The organism is Tolypothrix sp. PCC 7712 (assembly GCF_025860405.1).
In the GTDB taxonomy this organism is placed as follows: domain Bacteria; phylum Cyanobacteriota; class Cyanobacteriia; order Cyanobacteriales; family Nostocaceae; genus Aulosira; species Aulosira diplosiphon.
Genome location: NZ_CP063785.1, coordinates 6,022,084 through 6,043,213, shown reverse-complemented (window position 1 = coordinate 6,043,213; position 21,130 = coordinate 6,022,084). Strand labels below are relative to the sequence as shown.

Sequence of the window (21,130 nt, the reverse complement as noted above, 5' to 3'; positions counted from 1 at the left end):
GCACTGAAAAGTCTAAAATGGTATTAACGAATTTGACGTACCAACATAAAAGCTTCAGCCGCACCCAGGCTAACAGTTGCACCTCGTAACTTAGCTAAAGCTGCGATCGCATCTAAAGAACGAGGATGTGGTGGTTCTTTGATCTGGCTTTGATAGCAAGTCATGGCTTTGAGCTTGTGCTCTAAATAATCTGTAATATCGACAAATACCGTCGGGATAAAAGCCTCATCGCCGGAAGGGGGTGCCCATTCTGTTTCGGAAAGAGTTTCATAACAAAAAATCTCACGCACAGAACAACCATTAATGGGGCGACTTGCAACTAATGTGGCTTGATAGACGAGTCGGTGATCGGCATGAATATCACCTCGATGTGGCAAGTAAATAATGTTGGGTTGCAGTAAGCGAATTGCCGTGCCAATAGCATCAGCTAACTTATATCCTGGGTAAATATCCAGCTTGGGAGCGAGAAAATCCAGAAAACTGACGCTGGATATCCCTAAAATATCGTGAGATGCCTTTAACTCTTGGCGGAGTCGCAACTGTACCTCTGCTGGATAAATATCTGGATCGCCACAGGTAACTATAACAGCGTGAACCTCATCCCCATGATCTACATGACGTGCGATCGTCCCTCCACAACCTAAAACTTCATCATCTGCATGGGGTGCAATAACTAGTACATTGTTTTTCATAGCTTCACTAAATCACGCCCTACAAAATTTCTCGTTTCTGCACCGCAACAAAAAAGAGTATCTAAAATTGACAAGTCAGGGATAAAGCCTAATTCCGAAAAGGCTTGAGGATAGGCTGGGTAAGCGAACTCTTGCCAAAGTAAATCAATCCCCGCCGCCGCAAAAGCTTCTAAATCCATATATCTTTTACCTCCCACACCAGATAAGTAAGTATCCGCACCTACCGCTTGACAAATATTGATTAGTAGTTCTGTTTTGTTACCTTCTACACCCAATGCAGACATATACACAATCGGTTTATGAATGTGTAAAACATCCATCACCCATTGAATCAGTGCCATATCGAGTTCACACAGATAACGCCAATCTTGATTTAGTATTTGTTCCAGTTCTGGCGCATACTGATGAAAGTAGGGAGTACGAGCATAATTTGTGACAAGAGTTTGCCAAAGCTTTCGCGCCCAAGGTAATTCTGAGTTAATTAACATCTCATTGATTCGTTCTTCATCTCTGTGGCGATGGAACACTGGTACAGTTAGCCATTGCACTCCATTAGCGGTTTTAATTCTGTTGCGGTGTTGAATTCCACGCCGCTGAAACTGCACACTATCCATAACTACAAAAATGTCGCCTTGTTGTAGTTTGTGAAAGAATCCCAGGTAGGGCAAAAATTGTGCTTGGTGAATTACCGCTATTTTCATAAGTTATTAGCCAAAATTCAAATGATAATTAACCACAGATAAACGCAGATAATAAATACTTATGCCAGAGGCTCAATTTATTGTGCGTTTGATAGATAATATCCATAAAATGACTATTTATCTATTGTTTTACTGTCCGATAAATTTGCATCTTTGATATATACTCCTTCCTTGCGAAGCACTACAGGAATCGTTCGCAAGATAATTAATATATCTAACCAAAAACTCCAGTTATCTACATACCAAACATCAAAGTTAATTCTCTGTTCTAAGCTATTATCTAAGCCACCATTAACAGCTTCCCAAGCTGTAAGCCCAGGTAACATTAATAAACGTTTCTTTTGCCAATCGCTGTAGTTGAAGAGGCTAGCAACTAATAGTGGTCTAGGGCCTACTAAACTCATATCGCCACGAAGAATATTAAATAGTTGTGGCAATTCATCAAGATGGTATTCGCGCAAGAATTTACCAATAGGAGTAACTCGTGGATCTCCGCGAAAGGTATTCAGTCCAGCACCGAGATTAATTGCGCCATCAACCATTGTGCGAAATTTATAAATCACAAATGGTTTTCCTAGGGTTCCTAGGCGTGTTTGACAAAATAAAATTGGGCCAGGTGAAGTTAATTTAACTGCTAAGGCAATTGTTAGTAAAACAGGTAATAAAAGGAAGATGGCTATGCTGGCAAGAATAATATCTAATAACCGCTTATATATTAGTTGCCATTTCATTTTTGGATGCTCTGTCAAAAATGAATTTTTAACTTCCTGCCATTGTTCTTCTGTCCATACATCTATAAAAATATTACCATAATTCGGGAATGATTTATTTTTTTGAAATTTATTTTTCATCAGAAATGCACTCCTTGGTTTTTTTTTAAATTTTGCAATTACCAATGCCCCATGCCCCATGCCCCATGCTCAAACATAAACAGGATAATTCACCTGATTTAAAGCCTCTGCATATAAACTTTCATGCAGTTGCAAAATGTGTTGTAAATCGTAATTAGCCATAATTTCCCAGCCGCGTTTACCCATAGCTTTGGCTTCTTGGGGATGGTCTAATATATAGGCGATCGCATTTGCTAATTCTGCAATATCTCCCAACTGTACCAACAAACCACAACCGTTCTCTAGCAAATCGCGAATCCCGCGAATGTCGCTACCAATCGCCGGAACTTGCATACACAAAGATTCCATAATACTTCTGGGTAGCCCTTCTTGTTCGGAGACGAGTATAGTAGCAATCGCACTGCCAATTAAAGTTGCAATATCCCGTCGGAAACCTAAAAAGCGCACCTGGGTAGAGATTCCCAGTTCCTCTGCTAACTGCTGCATCTGTGCTTTTAAAGGCCCATCCCCAGCTAAAGCCAAGCAACTATTCGGTCTAGCAACCTCAGCAAAAGCCCTTAATAAATCTTGATGACGCTTGCGCGGGATAAACTCGGCAATACATAGTAATAGCTGAGTTTCTGCTGTTAATCCCATTTCTTGCCGTACTTGCAAAATCCCATCTGATGCAACTGCATTCACATTGTATTGTTGCAAATCCACCCCAATTCCCGGCATATAGCGCACCCTCTCTGGAGGTACGATATGATACTGCTTCGCTGCTTCTTCATCCTCGTGATTGATCGCTACGAGGTAGTCAGTCCAGCGACCAGCTAGTTTTTCCAGCGCCAAAAAGATAGCGTTTTGTATAGATTCGCCTCCACGGTAAAAATTCAAACCGTGAGATGTGTAAATTATCTTGGGTGTTCCTTCCTTTCGGACATCTTTTAGAGCATAGCGAGTCACAAAAGCAGGTACAGCTATATGTACGTGAACTATGTCGTATTTTTCCTTGGCTATTACCTGACGGATTTGCGCTGGAGCAATTAAAAGATTTCGTGGATTCAGGGGATTGCGGGCAAAATCCACATCCCAAACGCGGTCAAAAGTTTGCAAACACTCAACATCATTTGTCACCCTATATGCCATAGCATCTACGCGCCAACCCCTAGCACGAAAGTAGTCAGCAAAGGGTAAGAAAAAGGCGCGGAGGGTTTGAGGAAGGGTAGTAATGATTAACAGTTTCATGGGGATTGGGGATTGGGGACTGGGGATTGGGGATTGGGGACTGGGGACTGAGGATTGGGGACTGGGGATTAGGTAGATAAATGTTTATTACCAATTACCAATTACCAATTACCCAATGACAAATGACAAATGACTAATAACTAATGGCTTTTGAGTACAGACGCGATTAATCGCGTCTCTGCAACCTTTGACCCTTGACTCTTGTACAAACAACTTCTACCCTCTACTTGCATCCAATTCTCTGTTTTTTCGCGCAGATATTGGTATAAATTATTTCTTCTAGATTGCAATAACTGTTCTCTGTAATTTCTGGCTTTCTGCAAGTTCTGGGCGGACATCTGAGCCATGCGGTTTGGGTCTTCTATGACTTCGCAAATTTTGTCTGCTAACACTAGCACATTACCCGGAATTACCATATCTTCATCGGGTAGAAGTTCGGGAAAACCGCCGACTGTAGAACCGATGCAAGGTAAACCCCGTGCCATAGCTTCAATCATTGCCCTTGGTAAACCTTCTTGATGGGATGGTAAAACAAATAAATCGACTCTATCTAACTCGGCGCGTACGGCATCCCCAGCTGGTAACTCACCACAAAAATAGACGCATTCTTTTATACCTAGTTTGGCGGCTCTGGCTTCTAATTCTGGTCGGTGTTGACCATCTCCTACTAAAACTAGCTCTAGATTTAGTCCCAGTTTGAGACATACAGCAACAGCATCAATTAGCACATCTGGAGCTTTATACAGTTGATCCATTGTGCCCACAGTAATGATAGTGAACTGAATTTGATTCTGGCGAGGGAGACGGGGAACAGCGACAAAAGCCTCATCAGGTAATTCGACGCTGGAATAGTTTGTTGAGAAAGCTTCCTTGGCTGGGGGATAACGTTTTTGCAAAGCAGATTCAGTCACATAAGCTACTGCACAAGCTTTCATACACTGTTTTTGCAACTGACGCGGAAACCACCACCGGAAAAAAGGACGTAAAGGATTTTTGACTGCACCAGGCGCAAACACATCGTAGGGATCGCCTATTACTTCTACAGCGTAGGGATAATCATATCTGCATAACAGCGAATGCAAATGGCTGGCGATTTGGGAGGAAACACGCAAAATTACAGCATCACCAGGGGTAAAGGCATTTTTGATTGCCTCTTTGACTTTCTCTGCTATCAAAAGATACTGCCAAGGCCCTATGTAATAGGGTACAGCAGCAAAAGCAACGCCCTCGCCGTCCGCCCGTTTCCAGTGAGATGGAACTGACTCAACTTCGCGGATACGAGCAATTACCCGCACATGGTCAAACACTGCCAAATAACGTTGATAGAATGAATGGGCAAATGTGGTTTGTGTCCAAACTGCTCCGTCGGGAGTGCGGTCAAAACGATGGTCTAAGGTGAGGAGCAGATTCATTTTACTTTGCTGCTGTGGTGATGCCTGGTTCATTTTGATAAGCTCCGATTTTTATGGCGTTGCTCAATCTTATATAGAGTGTGCTTGTTCAGAAATTTAGACTTCAAATGACGAGGTTCTAAATTAGGATTAGGGATAACTTTTCTGTCAGAAGTGAGGAAAATTACAAAGCTTGCTAAAGAGCCATTTTTAAACAGAAAAAATATGTAATTATCTGAATCACTGGCAAGAATGATAAAACAAAAGTTTATCAAAAAAGGTAACATTAATAAGCGGTCATCTCCCATTGTCCAATTACACAAACACCGCCGCACTTTGCCGACAACAATACCTAGTGTAATAAACGCAATTGGAACTACATAAGGGCCAAAATTGAGCATTGTTTCACCAGCAAGTCCATACACTTTGGAAGAGTTCAAAAATATAGGATCGTAAGTGCCTTTACCATATTGAACTTCTGTGCCTTCTTTCATCTTATCTGGTGGTTTATCCGGCATGATAGCGCTGGGTATGAGCATGGTTAATGCTGGTAAATATGTTCGACCCCAAGCATATTCATAATCACTATCTTGGCGTAGAATTCTGTAGAGTAAAAAAGCTTGAACATCACTTCTACCAAGGTCTTGTAAGACTAAACTCTGCCAAGACCGCCCCGATTTTTCTTCTAAAGTTACACGTGCTTCTTGCCCTTGTAAGGCGGTATTAACTGCTTCTAAACCTCCTGTTTTAAAAAAACCATATATATACATAAATAAAACCAGAAATACTAGCCCGATCGCAATTTGCTTTTTAGAAATTTGGCGCAGCCAAAAATGAATAATTCCTACTGCCCAAAACATTGCCCAAATTGTGTTACTGCGGCTACCTCTGAGTCCACCAAATAAAAATTGTAATATCAAAAATATAATTAAAGCTGCTAACAATACTTTTACATTATGCAGTGGTTTTTTATGTTGGGCATAAATGGTAAATGCCATCATTGCCAAAATTGGAAAGCTTTCTGAAAGTACAAATAATATGCCCATGCCTTGAAACTCATTTTCTCCGCCTCCCATAGCAGATCTATTAGCAGCTTCAATATAGTTAAGGATGCCACCAAATTTTTGATAAACCAGCAGCTGTAAGCTGGCAGAAATTATTAGCGCTATAGAAATAATCGGAAAAAAACGCCGATGATTGATTTGCCAAATTGTCTGTGTTGGTTGATTTTTAGTGGCATTAAAAATAATGTTGCGGGTAAAACGATAAATCCCCAGACCTAAAAAATTGAGTATAGCCATACCACCCAACCAAGGCCGCCAGTCTGTAGGGGGAATGATATCTGAATCAATCCAAAAGTCCAAACCAACATGCAGTAGCGGCGCGACAAAAAAGAAATGAAACCCTAATAAGCCGATAATTCCTACTGGATCGAAAAGATTCAATTGACCGCGAAACCAGTCAATAGCATCAATCCCAATGAGAATGCCACACAAGGTAACGGGAATGACAAACCAGTGCAAAAACTGTCCGGAAATTTGTAGCAAGCACAAGATGGTCAATAAACAGATAAAAACAGCAATGACCAAACTATCTGGATATATAACTTGCGATCGCACTTGGCGTTGGTTCATACCATAACCTCGCAAGCTAGTTGTGTTTGATACATCCTTTGGAGGTTTTGTACAGATGTTTCAATATTAAATTGACTTTGTTTTACCAATTGCCAAGCAGAATTATGAGTAATTTTAGATACAGCATTTCGTTGTTCTAAAATAGCCTCCGCCCACATAGAAGCAGGCTGTGATAGTGATAATCGTCGTATTAATGGCTTAATTACATCGGCTTCATCTGGTACTATATTTGCAAAAATACAGGGTAATCCGGTAGCTTGTGCTTCAATTAATACTAAAGCTAACCCCTCATGCAGAGATGGTAAAAGGAAGACATCCATTGCACCTCGCATTAATCTCGGAATATCCGATCGCGAACCAGCAAAGATGACGCGATCGCCTAAACCCATCTGCAAAACTCGGTCGAAAATTTCTGATTGCAGATAGCCTTCTCCCAATAGTAACAGGTACATTTTGGGTTCCCGTTGGGCGATTTGGGCAGCAATTTCAATCAAAAATTGATGATTCTTTTGCGGGTGAAACCTACCGACGTGACCAATCACAAAGGCATCGGCAGGGATATTGAATTCAGCGCGCACAGCTACCGGATCGACAAGATTTTGGAAGGGTTCGAGGTCAATGCCATAATATAGAAGCTGCCAGCGCGGGTCAGCTTGCCATTGAGAACCAAACAAGTCGGCAACGGCTTTGCGACTGCATCCTAAACCCAAGGTAGCGTTATCGGCTATCCAAGATTTCATGACAGAACAATACCAACGTCGATATAATCCTGACTTTGCATGTTCGGCGGAAATATCGTTGTGGCTGTGGGCAATGCGGATAGGTACACCTGACAGCCTAGCTAACCGCAGAGTATAGCCACTGAAGTGGTGGAGATGGCTATGCACAATGTCATAGGGGCCGAATTCGCGGAGAATTTGCCGGAAGTTGGCGGCGTAGTCCCAAGGTCGCCAGCGCTGTAGAGGACAGGGAATGATCTGACTACCCAAACGGCGAATTTCATCATCGTAAGCACAGGGATCTGTGGTGTGAACTAAAAAGTCCATCTGAAAGCGATCGCGATCTAGATGTCGCAGAATATGCATCAACCAAGTTTCAATCCCACCTCTTACCATCCCGCCAATGACATGGAGGATACGGATAGGCGTTGGATTAATTTGTCGATAGTTGGTGATTTCCCTGGAATTTGTGTAAGTTTTCACGTCAGTTCCTCACGATTCACGAATATTTACCACTGCTTGAAAATTAGGACTCAGCATATAGCTGGTACTGTGAGGTTGGTTCTCCAAAGAGAGAAGGACTGTCTTTAGTCGTTGACGCTGGTTGTGATTTTGGGGTTGAATGGCGATCGCTACCGTATCTGCACCAACGGGAATTGTGACTGTACCAGGAATTTTTTGGTAATCTCTGCCGTTTTTTGCTGTTCCCCGAATGGTATATTTCACTGTTAAAGGTTTGCTCTTGTCCCCTGTACGTGTAATCCGAAACTGCCCAGCATTTCCCTGAGATGCATACAGCGCGCTGGCTCTGATGTTCACAATCGTGGGATTGCTGCTGGTAAACTTTAATTGCACATACTGATTTTGAATATCGAAATAGGCATCTTGGGGATTTGAAACCTTTTTACCCTCAATGCAGAGATTGTCAAAAACAACGTTGCTGATATTGCGTTGGGCATCATATCCCAGAAAAACTGATTTTGCACCACCGCGATGCTCTACTGTCAGGTTATTAATAAAGATATTTCTGATATGCCCAAAACGTTCAGGTGATGAATCTGGGTCTCCTGAACCCACCCTAATTAGCCAGGTAAATAGACGGGCAGATTTATCATCTTCTGGGGTATTAAGAATATCTTCTACTCGAATATTTTTGAAGTAAATATTCTCAAAATATCCCCCAGAAATTGGCCAAAATCCTGATAGTTCGTTGGCAAATACCACATCTATATTTTCATAAGTAATATCTTTAATATAATTGGGGATTTTTGTTGCCGCTATTTTGAATCCGTTGCCATTATAGAAAACGGAATTCCTCACATTAATATTCTCATTATTATGAATCTGACTCTCGCGATCGCCACCATGAGCAGTGGCATCATCTGTCCCAACATAAAGTACATTGTTAATTGTAATATTTCTCGAAGACCAGAAATCAAAGCCATCTGTATTTAAAAATTCTGGTTGAGGATTAGCTAAAATTTTGAGATTATCAATTTTGACATTTTCTGAATAAGACATCCACACATTCGCGACTGCTGGGTCTTTGAGTAGGATATCTTGCAACCAAATGTTTTTGGCATTTTTGAGTAAGATTAAAGTGTACCATCCTTTTCTAGGTCGCCAATAAGAACCATTGCCATTAATAGTTCCACGCCCAATAATTTTGACGTTCTGAACATTTTCTAGTTGCAGTAATCCCCGACCATGAGCAGGGTCTGCTTCTGTAATTGCAGCTAATACAGCGCCTGGAGCTAAATATAAAGTGATATGGCTTTTGAGGTTAAGTTGGCGTGTTTTGTAAACACCTGCGGGAAAATATAAGATGCCATGATGTTCGGCAACATCATCAATGGCTTGTTGAATTTTGTCGGTAGCATTGATTTTACCTGTGTTATCTACTTGGTAATTGATGATATTAGTTACTTGTCGATCACCTAGTTGGGGAGGATTTTCTTCTAAGGGATCTGCCAAAATAAACAATTTCTCATCTAAGGAATTAACGTGATGTAAAATCAGCTTTCTGGGAACAGTTAAAGAAAAGGAAATTTTGTTACCCTGTTTGCGTGATGGCAGTTTGTAACTTTTGGGGCTAATTGTGTATTTATTAACCTTTTCTTTGACTTGAATTTCAATATTAGCCGTACCTGCAAAGGCAAATTGTACATAACTTAAAGAGTTATATTTTTCCACAAATACAGGTTTGTTATTTACCGTAACTGAATAGATACTACTGGCGGTAGCGGTAGTCAGTGGCGGATAAAGTTTCACTATGCTGGCAGCAGGTGGTGCAGTGCTGTTCAAAGAGGAAAGAAAAAAGTTAAATAACACTGCAATCAATAAAGAAATCAGCAACAATTTTCGGGGATTAATTTTTTTATGCCACCACTGCTGGCGGTGACTGAAGTTTGTGTAATGCATGAATGATTACTCCAAAACTTTGGTGAATCACAATTGGTTATTCACTTTTTAAAGCCAACAGCGCAAACATTATAGGTAAAACATCTTTCTCTGCCGCGACCACAAATTAGGAAAATACTTCTGTGTAAAAGATACTCAATTATCAGACGCAGATTACCAATCAAATGAGCAGAACGAATAGGTACAATTCGGCAATTTTTTAAGCCGCCTACTTCCATTAATTGCAATAAAGAGGTACTAGTAAAAGCCCGCTCATGTGTAAAATCCATATAACGGGAATAACATCCTGTTAAATTGGCGGCATTTGGAACTCGACAATAAAAGAAGCCACCAGGTTGTAGGGCTGATACTGCTGCTTCCACCCATTCCAAACATAAGTCTTTTCCTGGTATATGTTCCAATACATCTGTACAGAAAATGCCAGAAAACTTGTTGGGGTGTTGTCGCAAATAATGAAGTCCTTCGTCGCAATCAATTTCAATACCAGGCAAATTGCGGATTGCTATTTCCACCTGACTGACTGAGCTATCAACCCCGATGGGAACAATACCTGGTTGCTGGGAAAGCCAATTGAGAAGAAAGCCCGTCCCACAGCCTAAGTCGAGGACTTTGCTGTTAGGGGGTAGCGCCTTAACTAGCTCTCCATACATCAATTGCATGGCTTGAAAATCTCGGAGTGTGAGTGCTTGGGGTTCGATGTTGTCGTTAATACGACCATAAAAGTCTGCATAGGTTTCAATTAAGCGATCGCGAACAGAACTCATGATTGTTTTCCTTTGTTAATCAAGACTAAAATGCCGATGGGCATGATACATGTCGCTACGTTAGCTGCACATAAAGCCCAGGTAGCACCAATCAGACCATAGGTAGGAATCAGTAGCAAAGAGGCTATAGCTGTAATCCCGGTCATCATTAGATAAGGCAGCAGAAAATAACTAAATGCTCTGGTTGCAGTGATGCCATACCCTAAAAAACTGCCGATGTATCCAATAGCTGCTGCTAGCATCAACCAAATCAAAATATCTGAATGCTCTGCATACTCAGGTTTGTAGAACAGGGTGAGAATCTCACGACCAGCTAATAAAGCTACAAGAATAGCAATTCCACCTAAACAAGCACCAACTGCAACTAACTTGATGAGAAGTGTGCGGAAAGCCTGAGTATTCTCTTGTGCGTAGTATTTTGCCAGTCGCGGACTAGCTGACTGTCCTAGCGCCAGTACTACCATGTTGCCTGCAACCATGAGGTAAGCCATACTGGCAAAAATACCCAGCGATCGCTCACCTAAATAGGATTTGATTAGGTAGCGAGGAATATTATCGTTGAGTGAAATTAGCATCATGACTAAACCCAAAGGCAGAGAAAGCCAACTCAATTTTGCTAATGTTTTCAGATGCCAACGTGGTCGCCAGCGACTGTGGCTTGGGGATTGCGAATTCCCAAGAGAAGTTTTCAAAAGCCATACACCACTAGGAATGTCGTAACCTACAAGCACAAAAGCCCAAGCCAAGATTAATCCCACTACACCCCATACTAAATTGCCTGATATGTAGACTCCCGTACCTAAAAACAGCAGTGACAGAGAACCTTTAATCATCAACGACATGGCGATGCGATCCATACGTTCATGCTGCTGAATTAAGCCGTAATAAACGTCACTAATCGACTCAAATGCTTTTGCTAAACCCACTAACAAAATAATCAGCGATGTCTGCCATTGGTATCCAGATATTAAAGCGATCGCGGCAATGACTACCAGTGCTATTGTTGTACCCAGCAGCCTCAAACCCAAGTAATCGCTAAATAAATACTGTTGTTTGGCATCTGTTGCTTGAACGGCTCGTAGTTGCAAATTAGTAAACATGATCACAGGTGCCGTGACAGCCAAGCCTAAAGTAAACTGTCCTACCATCTCTGGACTGCCGAGTTTAGCCATCACTACCAGCATCCCCCATTGGCAACCTGCATAGACAGCATTACCAATGAATGTCCAAGAAAAGTTATACTTCAGCGTTAGTGGTGTGAGTTGTGCCATAGCCTCTGTTTATCTGTTGATAGGTGTAGACACCGAGATCATTTCTTTCCAGCCATCGCATATTTGCCAGTGAGGAAATAGTAGGCAGATGAATAACGCCAACGGAAAATAGGATCGATCAACGGATTCACCGCTACTTTGGCAGGAATCTGTCTGACGGGAAAACCCATTCCTTCCTTGAAGGTCGAGAGTGCTGGATCTGTAGGAGTATGGTAACCGTAGACAATTTCACGAATTTTCCCCGAGCGGCGACAGGCTTGCACAAACTCAAAGACTAAGCCTGTACCAATATAAGCTGATAGTGCTTCGGTGGCCAGCAAGGCTCTTTCGATATAAGCTGTGCCGTCAACTACGTAAGTTGTCATATAGCCACCTAATTTATCGTTGATTAATCCTGCAAAAACATAACGCTGTTCAGAGGGTATATGTTTTGCCAGTTGAGATAAATAAACTTTTTTAGGAATTACTTTGCCGCCAAATCGAATTGTTGCCGAATAAAAAACTTCATATCCTTGTTCCTCTAAGAGTTCTGGACTCAATAACTGCAAAATTTTTGCGCGTTTGTGACATCTTTTTAGGTGATTTCTCCGATTTGCTGACAGGCTTTGCAAGTTGTAGCCTTCAACATCAGATAGTAGATGAATGGGGATTGAGCCATTAGCTGCTGCCGCATCAGCTTCGCACAAAGAAGCGCGAAATCCTAAGTGAATTTTTTTGGGGCAAGTTGCTTGCTTTACAGTCAAACGAGCTAGTAAATTAATGGGTTCATAAAAACCAAATTTTGTCTGTTTCCAATAATGCCCCTGATGGTAGAAAATTTGCATTCCTTGCTGGCGATACCAATCAGCTGCTGCTTCTTCGTTCATGGACAAGATTACAGCTTCAGAATTAGTTGGCCTTATCTGTAAATTAGTCATGGATTAATTCCCCTTCAAGTTCTCCCTCGCTTGAGAAAAAGCAAATTACTTGCAAGTTTACATATCTTGACTGATTGTTAACTTAGTTTCTCGCTATTTATGCTTCTTGAGGTTTCAATTTTCCTCGTTCATTGATATGGGAATTTGTCTTGGCATAAATATTTTGTGCGGCATTAGCTGACACTTTATTTCCTAAGGATTTGGGTTTATATCCTGGTACTATTTGTGCCAGCAAAAACATAATATAATCCCCATCATTTCTCTCTGCTGCTTTACACAAAGACTCGACGACAACATTAATACTCTCTGGGATAATCCGACTGGCATTTTTCACAACTAAGAGCTTTTGATGTTCGGTGGGTTCATATTCTTCTCCGGCAATAAACAATTCTTCAAATAACTTTTCTCCGGGTCGCAAGCCTGTAAACATAATCTCAATGTCTTTGTTGACTTCGTATCCCGAAAGGCGAATGAGTTCTGCGGCTAAGTCCACAATTTTGACTGGCTGTCCCATGTTCAGCATTAAGACTTCACCACTACGACCAAGAACAACGGCTTGTAAAACTAGTTGAACTGCTTCCGGTATGGTCATGAAATAACGGCAGATTTCGGGATGGGTGACGGTCACAGGGCCACCTGCGGCGATTTGCTTTTTGAAGGTAGGAACGACACTTCCCCTACTACCTAAGACATTGCCAAATCGCACAGCTACATAGGGTTTACCGCTTTCTCTGGCGGCTTGCAGTACTAACATTTCTGCCACTCGCTTACTAGCACCCATGATATTTGTCGGGTTCACGGCTTTATCTGTGGAGATCATCACGAAATGTTGAACACCATATTGCAGTGCCATGTCCAACAAATTTTTAGTACCTACAACATTGTTAGTAATTGCTTCTGCTGCATTGTCTTCCATGAGAGGTACGTGTTTATGGGCTGCAGCATGAAAAATTACATCCGGTTGGAATTGCTCAAAAGCATTTTTTAATCGCGATCGAAAGCGAATATCAGCAATAAATGCAGAAATTCGTGGGATGTTTGGTTGGGCTTTACTACCCTGTTTCAGGACTGCTAGTAGTTGTTCTAATTCCTGTTGGATATTAAAGACAGAATTTTCACCATGTCCAATCAGGATCATTTGCGTGGGACGACATTGAAAAATCTGCCTGCACAGTTCGCTACCAATTGAGCCACCTGCACCTGTAATCAGGACTTTTTTACCTGTAATAAATTTGGCGACTTTCTCAATATCTGTCTGTACAGATTCCCGTCTGAGTAAGTCTTCAATGCGGACATCACGAATGTTGTCTACCCGAACACGACCATTGAGAATCTCATGTATTCCCGGTAGGGTACTAGTGTGAATGCCTGTGGCTTTGCAAATGTCTACAATCTCCCGAATCACTCCCCCAACTACGGTAGGCATTGCAATGACTACTTTTTGGATCTGGAGAGATTGAATTGCTTGGGGAATGTGGAAGCGATCGCCAACTACAGGAATCCCGCGAATACGTAAGTTCAATTTTTGCGGATCGTCGTCAATATAGGCTACCGGATAAAAACCTAGTTGGGGATTTCTTTGCATCTCTTGCACTAGTGAAACCCCAGCACTACCCGCACCCACTATTAAGACTCGTTCGGTTGTGGGAGACAATACTGTTTTTTGGCTAGTTTTATCAACAGCGCGGACGCTAAAACGCAGCGCACCCACGAAAATAAAAGACAGTAAACCATCAATAAATGGTAGGGATTGGGGAAGTTTCTTAATAGTCAAATATGGTATGTAGTGAAAAGCATCGAAGACTAGGCTTTGAATAACTACCGCAGCCAACATTAACATAGCTATATATGTTAGTTCTTCAATACTGGCATAGCGCCAGTAACGTCGATAAAATCCCAGATGCCAAAATAAAATTAGTTTAATTGCTAAGAACAGGATTGTGGCGATTTCTAGTTCTGTGATATATGCCTTTAATGCCAAAACTCCATCTAAGCGGAGAAATAAAGCTAATAATGGTGTGATTGCAAATAAACAAATATCACAAATTAATAAATGTTTATTTTGCAGTTTTAGCAATCCGCATAAGAATGTTTGGGCAACTTTTCGAGATGCCGACTGAAAGCTAAACATTAGGTATTTCATGCTCTTAGAGCTTTTCACCCCGGTAAACGATCAATGTTTATTGTTCAAACAAGCCTTGAAGTTTTATGAAAACCAGGCAAAAAATTTATTTTTGTTATGGCTAAAACTAGCCATAATTTTACTGAATAAATTCTGGATGATACTTCTGAAATTTGACTTTTTTTGCTGAATACTAATGAGCGCAAATCCCTACAAGATTTATTGCAATCATCATTCTTGAGAGTAAATATTTTAATAAATATTTACTCTATTAATTGAATATCAGTTATGGAAGTTATGGAAATCTAGTTATTTTTTGCCATCTTCTTAGTATCTATAGGCTGGGAATAAACCAACTAAATTGGCATCAGTGAGCCATGCCACACTTTACAGATTATTGCCAAAATTAAAGAGGAATCCTATAGATATTATTGATGCCAATATAGACCTATATACTGTCAGCAATACACTCTGGTTTGACCGCGAATTAGAGTAGCCTATTGCTGCAATATAAAAAGCACTAATTTTTGACACTTCGTCATTGAGAGCAGCCAACCTACATGACCAACTTGAAATATTTCCAATATTAAAACTAAATTAATATTGAAAAATTCTTCTTATTATAATGAATTTCGCCGCTAAAAAACCCAAGATGAGTACGTCTAAAGCAAGTTATTTTGAGGTTGAATTTGATGGCTACTCTTTGGGAAGCCTCTCCAATTCTAAATTTTCGCAATGATGAATACGATTCTCAAAGCAATTTTCTCAAACACGCACACCCTGTTTATCGCGTTGTGCATTTCCACTTAAGTTTGATACACAACTATTTTAGGTAGATAATTTTTCCTAAACTTTCTGAGTTACCTCAGCGATAAACCATGAATGTTAAATCAGTTTGTTTTTATTTAATCTGTCAAAGCTTGGCGTTAATTTCAGATTAATTTGTCAGATGTAGTAACTATCCTCCTAGAGATAGGTAACACTGAGACTATTTACAGCTTTGTCTATAAACTATATATCACTTTATTCTTGCGAATGTATATATGAGTTTATAAATTGCAATATCTCAGATACTAAGCTTTTATCGACTTTTTTAGCATATTTTACTCATTATTTATATATAGATTTCATAAAATTGCTAACATAATCTCCGTAAATTTATATAGATTTCATGAAGCATTGCTAAAAATAGTCCCAATGCGACCAAGTTTGTATGAGGTTTAAATAAAGTTACTTGCTATCCAATCTGCCTGGACAACGGATCATTCTTTTTTCAAAGATAAAACTTTGTCCCTTATTTGTGATTTATATCATAGTTAAAATAAAAATACCCCTTTTGATAGTTGTAATTCCATCAAAGCATTTTCAATGCATTAGAATCACATCTAATAAGTAGGGGTACAAAAGAGTAATATGATTGATGGTTTGTAGAGAATTGTGGAAATCGCTATGATTTCATTCCTTTTCTCACCAACTCTGGAATTTGAGAAGGGCGTTCGGCTACTGGAACCTGTGCTTCTTGGAAAGCGGCTAATTTATTTTGTGCAGTACCAAAGTTAGGATCGCGGCCGATGATTGTGGCTAAAGTGCCGGTTTGTCGCCAATGTTTTCCGGGTGGTGCTTGTCTACCTGCTATATAGGCAATTACTGGTTTATCGATCGCTTCGCTAATGTAGCGCGCTGCAGCTTCTTCACTACCGCCACCAGGCTGGCCGACTAAAACGATCGCTTCTGTAGTTTCATCTTCATCGAGAATTTGCAACCATTGCAGAAATGAGGAACCAACGATCGCATCACTCCCAATACTGACACTAATCGATTGTCCTAAACCCGCTTTGGTTAATTCCCAAGCAACTTCGTAGGTGAGGGTGCTGCTACGGCTGACAATTCCCACATGACCAGGAGTGTAAAATTCACTGGGGTGAGTACCTAAGAGAATTTTACCTGGCACAATAATTCCTGGACTATTTGGCCCTACCACCAAAGTTTCATGGGATTCAGCTTTCCTGAGTAATTGCACCATATCCAAAGGTGGTACACCTGCAGCAATGATAATAATTTGGCGAATATTAGATGCGATCGCTTCTAAGGCTGCATCTAGAACTTGGTAAGGGTTGACACAAATAATTGTTGTGTCAATGGGCCCAAATTGTCCTACTACCTCTTCAAGCAAATCAAATACAGGCAGATCATACTGTTTTTGTCCACCAAATCCGGGATTGACACCAGCAACCACATTTGTGCCATAAGCTTTCATCTGAGTAATATGAGTTGCTGAGATAAATTCACTGAACCCTTGAATTACAACTTTGCTATCTGGCGTTAAGTTCATAAACTGATTGGGGATTGGGGGTTGGGGACTGGGGATTGGGGATTGGGGGTTGGGGATTGGGGACTGGGGATTGGGGGAAAACAATTCAAAATTAAGACATATCTTTGACTATTGACTATTGACCCTTGACTATTGACTCCAGACGCGATTAATCGTGTCTCTACAAATTTTGGCAAAATCGCCATTTGTCCGTACACAAATCATGATGGCTACTTATTTTTTATAAGCAGTTGATTTGGCCAGGCGGACTGATTCTGCTACTGCCTCATCTAAATTTTCTACTAATATCAGCGTATCGCCTTGGGTTTTTAATGAGGCTAAAGCTTTTCTCGCTGCACTGAACTCAGAACCAGCAAGCCGCACAACTAAACGGGGGACATGGCTTTCCCGACGGCTTTTGCTACCATTACTACGCACAGATGAGGATCTGAGTTCGCTTTTATCTAGTTGCAAAAATTTACTGATTACTTCAGCTAATTCGTCGTACTGGGGAATGCTACCCAAAAGATTGAGTAGTATGACTTGAATACTTCTGTCAGCAGCGAGGATTTGCAAACTTCTATCGAGGCGATCGCAAAATGTCGTCTTCGCGGTGTCAGTTTGAAAGCCATGACGCAGATTCAAGCAGACACCAGGCTTACCACCAGCATTGGCTACTAAATCTAAAGTTGCCAAGACTGAACCAGTACCATTGCCAAGAATGCCAATTTTACCGTGCATTTCTATGCCATCCCAATTGCCCAAGTTGCTATTAACTTCTCCAGGCCGATGAGTTGAGTTGATTTTTGCTGCCATTTCGGCGATGTCTGGATGACGGCCTATGGAACGTTCATTGACCCTGACTTTACCATTCAAAGCCATTACTTGACCCGTGACGCTAATAGCCAGAGGATTAATCTCTACTAAATCGAGGTCTTTTTGGATAAATAACTGATACATCTTCTCGATCACAGCACTGATCGATTGCATGAGTGTACCTTCTAAACCTAATTTTAAAGCTAGTCTACGGGCATAAAATGGCGAAAATTCTTGTTCTACAACCACATATTCCATTTTTTCTCCTGCCGTTTCCCAGTCAATATCTGCTTCCTTGCAGCCTAAAAGTACTGGTCGGCAAAGTGCGGTATCTAATACTACCGCTAAATATAATTCTTGCTTGGCATCATATTTAGATTCTGCCAGTAAAACTTCTGGTAACTCGCCCCAAATTGGCAAATTGAAGATAGTTTGCGCGGCTGCGATCGCATCGATTGTAGTTTCGACAATTCTCACTCCACCAGCTTTGGCTCTTTCCGCTGCATGTACCTGCGATTTCAGTACAACTGGATAGCGAATTTTTAACCGCTTCAGATCTGTGGGATGATCGATGCGTTGGGAAGGCAATACTGGAATGCCGATTTTCCCAAACCATTCTTTAACTTGGTACTCCAATAAATCCATGAACACGCACCTGGTAGCGACACTAGCAAAGCTTTTCTGTTCTTTGTTTTCTTTAATCTACTGCAGCACTCTCATTACGGAATTCAGCCTGAGACAGGTATAAATAATCATTTTCATTGATAAATTTTATCGAATTCAGCAAATGGGGTAAATTAAATTTTACTGCCTACAATTTCACGGTAGTTCCACCTGACGTAATTAATCTTCTCAGTAAATTTGCAGTGATATCATCAAACTACTATCCCCATTAATAACCCGTTAGTCATATAAATTTGGTAATCTACAATTCCTAGTGTAGAGTGTGAAGTACTATAGCGTAACGTATTACTTCTGAAATCAGAGTAAACTTGCCTGTAATAATTTTTGCGGATATTTTGTCAAGAGCCTAAAGTCGAATTTCTAGAAAATCCAGACTTTTAAGAGCTAGGCGCTGCTTCACCTACTCCCTGCCCCCTACCTACTCAGCGACAGGATATTTTTTGGGTTGGAAGTCCCTAAAGCCTTCTCTGCGAGAGGCTGCGCCAACGCTTAACACGCCATTTCGTTTCGCTCGCAATGACATCATCGGCGTTGCGTAAGTCTTTTATATTCAATGGCGGAATTAAGTAGGGCTTGCAGAATAAACAAAAAACCTAGATAAATCAAGAGATTTGGGGGGACAAAAGAGAATAAAGTGCAAGGAAAAAGGATAAAGTAAGTAAAAACCCTTGTAGCAAGTTGCGTTGATATGTATCGAAAAGCGCAAAAGCAAGAAACAGCAGCAGAAGACTTTGAACTACCCTTTGGGGGAAAACTAGCCTCAGATAACCGTTGGGTAATCATGGCGGAGATGATACCTTGGTCAGAATTTGAAGCAGAGTACGCAGCAATATTTTCAGCAGAAATGGGCGCGCCAGCCAAAACATTTAGGATGGCATTAGGGGCATTAATAATTAAAGAAAAACTAGGCATAAGTGATAGGGAGACAGTAGAGCAAATTAGGGAGAATCCCTATCTGCAATACTTTATAGGAATGTCTTGCTATAGCAATAATGCCCCATTTGATGCGTCAATGTTAGTTCACTTTAGAGAAAGAATAGATATAAAATTAGTTAACAAACTGAATCGAGAAATAGTCAAGCAAGTGTTAGAAAGTAAAGAGGAGGTAGAAGTAAAATCAAAAAAGTCAGAAACCGAGGATTTAAAAAATGAGCCGACCAATCGGGGAAAATTAATATTAGATGCGAGTTGTGCGCCAGCGGATATCAGTTATCCCACAGACTTAGGATTATTAAATCAAGCCAGAAAGCATACAGAAACAATTATAGATATTTTATATAACTCCCTCTTGTTAAAGAGTATCAAAAAACCGAGAACCTATAGAAATATAGCTAGAAAGAATTACTTATTGGTAGCCAAAAAAAGAAAACCGACCATTAAAGAAAGAAGGAAAGCCATTAAACGGCAACTACAATATATCAAAAGAAATTTAGTTCACATTCAGCAGCTAATGGAGTTAGGTGCGTCACTCTTCAACCTGAGTAATAGGCAATATAAGAAATTACTGGTAGTAGCAGAAATTTATCGTCAACAACTTTGGTTATATGAAAATAAAAAAATTAGTATAGAAGACCGTATTGTCAGTTTAAATCAACCACACATTCGTCCGATAGTCCGTGGTAAAGCTGGAAAAAAAGTAGAGTTTGGGGCAAAGCTTTCAGCTAGTTGCTATGATGGCTATGTATTTTTAGACCATATTAGTTGGGATAATTTTAACGAATCAGGCGACTTAAAATCACAAGTAGAAGCCTACAAAAACTACACCGGGTATTATCCTCAATCAGTTCATGTTGATAAAATTTATCGCACTAGAGACAACCGCTCTTGGTGTCAAGAAAGAGGAATTAGAATTAGTGGGCCACCTTTAGGGAGACCACCTAAAAATGTCAGTCCTGAAAAAAAGAAACAAGCACGAGAAGATGAGCTAATTCGTAACTCTATTGAGGGTAAATTCGGACAAGGTAAACGAAGATTTAGCTTGGGTAGAGTCATGGCTAAACTTCCTCATACCTCTGTCACTGCTATTGCTATTACTTTTTTAGTCATGAATCTTTCTACCCTTGTTTCACGGCTTTTTTGGGAATTTTTATGCCAATTTTTCAACATTACATCTTTTTTCACTTCTTTTATTAGCAAAAGTGATGTTCCGTTTGATTGCAGACAACAAAAACTTATATTTGCTCTTCCCTGACTACTGAGTCAATTTTTCTCTTGCCTTGGAATGACTTTTTCAGCAAGCCCTAAGTAATTTATGCCTTAGAAGTTCCCAACTTGCGGATAGTGATGGATCGCTTTGACTCGTAAGCGCGATCGCCCACCTAAAACGATGTAATTTTAAGATTTGAGAGTTGTAATTAATATAAATTTGTATACTTTTGCATTGAGATAATTTTGTCACAACTTGAGTACAAATGCTGAAATAAAGGACAGCAGTTTTGAAGCATTTCATTGTGCTGAGGCAAACAGTGAAAATGCCGAAATCTTTTATTATGCCCATTTTATTTTTGTGAATTTATACTTGTTGCTTAATTGTCAAAATTTGACTCTAGTCGTCATAGATTACCAGATGAAAAAGTCGCCAAATCTAGCTATTGGTTGGCTTTTAAGAT

General features: G+C 40.5%; 15 protein-coding genes. 1 reads left to right on the top strand and 14 read right to left on the bottom strand.

From position 1 onward, the window contains the following. Positions 1-23: 23 nt before the first annotated feature. From HGR01_RS24755 to HGR01_RS24690, 14 genes are all read right to left on the bottom strand, one after another. Entirely contained in the window at positions 24-692 is a 669-nt protein-coding gene (locus HGR01_RS24755) for a PIG-L deacetylase family protein (RefSeq protein WP_045873134.1), read from the bottom strand. Continuing rightward, the gene (locus HGR01_RS24750; RefSeq protein WP_045873133.1) at positions 689-1,393 is read right to left on the bottom strand and encodes a WbqC family protein; all 705 of its coding nucleotides are present in this window, start codon (positions 1,391-1,393) and stop codon (positions 689-691) included. Before HGR01_RS24750 ends, HGR01_RS24755 begins: the two co-directional genes overlap by 4 nt. 113 nt (positions 1,394-1,506) lie before the next feature. Continuing rightward, on the bottom strand, positions 1,507-2,244 hold the full coding sequence (locus tag HGR01_RS24745) for a sugar transferase (protein ID WP_045873132.1): 738 nt from the start codon (positions 2,242-2,244) through the stop codon (positions 1,507-1,509). A gap of 69 nt (positions 2,245-2,313) precedes the next feature. Continuing rightward, positions 2,314-3,471, bottom strand: a complete 1,158-nt coding sequence (locus HGR01_RS24740; RefSeq protein ID WP_045873131.1) for a glycosyltransferase family 4 protein — start codon at positions 3,469-3,471, stop codon at positions 2,314-2,316. A 140-nt stretch (positions 3,472-3,611) separates the two neighbouring features. Further along, positions 3,612-4,916 (bottom strand): glycosyltransferase family 4 protein, encoded by a 1,305-nt coding sequence (locus HGR01_RS24735; protein ID WP_063749843.1) that lies wholly within the window; start codon positions 4,914-4,916, stop codon positions 3,612-3,614. Next, a complete protein-coding gene (locus tag HGR01_RS24730) occupies positions 4,913-6,496 on the bottom strand; it encodes a hypothetical protein (RefSeq protein ID WP_052335343.1) in 1,584 nt (527 codons plus the stop codon). The genes HGR01_RS24735 and HGR01_RS24730 overlap by 4 nt, the downstream gene beginning before the upstream one ends. Continuing rightward, positions 6,493-7,698, bottom strand: a complete 1,206-nt coding sequence (locus HGR01_RS24725; protein WP_235623109.1) for a glycosyltransferase — start codon at positions 7,696-7,698, stop codon at positions 6,493-6,495. The genes HGR01_RS24730 and HGR01_RS24725 overlap by 4 nt, the downstream gene beginning before the upstream one ends. Before the next feature lie 9 nt (positions 7,699-7,707). Further along, positions 7,708-9,636, bottom strand: coding sequence for a glycosyl hydrolase family 28 protein (locus tag HGR01_RS24720; RefSeq protein ID WP_045873130.1), 1,929 nt, complete (start codon positions 9,634-9,636; stop codon positions 7,708-7,710). Between the two features lie 41 nt (positions 9,637-9,677). Further along, positions 9,678-10,400 carry a class I SAM-dependent methyltransferase gene (locus tag HGR01_RS24715; RefSeq protein ID WP_045873129.1) on the bottom strand — a complete coding sequence of 241 codons (723 nt, stop codon included), beginning with the start codon at positions 10,398-10,400 and terminating at the stop codon, positions 9,678-9,680. After that, positions 10,397-11,671, bottom strand: coding sequence for a lipopolysaccharide biosynthesis protein (locus HGR01_RS24710; RefSeq protein ID WP_045873128.1), 1,275 nt, complete (start codon positions 11,669-11,671; stop codon positions 10,397-10,399). The genes HGR01_RS24715 and HGR01_RS24710 overlap by 4 nt, the downstream gene beginning before the upstream one ends. A gap of 38 nt (positions 11,672-11,709) precedes the next feature. Further along, positions 11,710-12,588: a hypothetical protein gene (locus tag HGR01_RS24705; RefSeq protein WP_228045690.1), complete on the bottom strand. Its 879-nt coding sequence runs from the start codon at positions 12,586-12,588 to the stop codon at positions 11,710-11,712. A 97-nt stretch (positions 12,589-12,685) separates the two neighbouring features. Continuing rightward, the gene (locus tag HGR01_RS24700) at positions 12,686-14,731 is read right to left on the bottom strand and encodes a polysaccharide biosynthesis protein (protein ID WP_045873127.1); all 2,046 of its coding nucleotides are present in this window, start codon (positions 14,729-14,731) and stop codon (positions 12,686-12,688) included. A 1,426-nt stretch (positions 14,732-16,157) separates the two neighbouring features. Continuing rightward, positions 16,158-17,042, bottom strand: a complete 885-nt coding sequence (locus tag HGR01_RS24695; RefSeq protein ID WP_045873246.1) for a succinate--CoA ligase subunit alpha — start codon at positions 17,040-17,042, stop codon at positions 16,158-16,160. A gap of 213 nt (positions 17,043-17,255) precedes the next feature. Continuing rightward, positions 17,256-18,482 carry a succinate--CoA ligase subunit beta gene (locus HGR01_RS24690; protein ID WP_045873126.1) on the bottom strand — a complete coding sequence of 409 codons (1,227 nt, stop codon included), beginning with the start codon at positions 18,480-18,482 and terminating at the stop codon, positions 17,256-17,258. Between the two features lie 727 nt (positions 18,483-19,209). On the opposite strand from HGR01_RS24690, the gene HGR01_RS24685 reads away from it, so the two are divergent. Beyond that, on the top strand, positions 19,210-20,712 hold the full coding sequence (locus HGR01_RS24685) for an IS5 family transposase (protein ID WP_045869909.1): 1,503 nt from the start codon (positions 19,210-19,212) through the stop codon (positions 20,710-20,712). Positions 20,713-21,130: the final 418 nt, after the last annotated feature.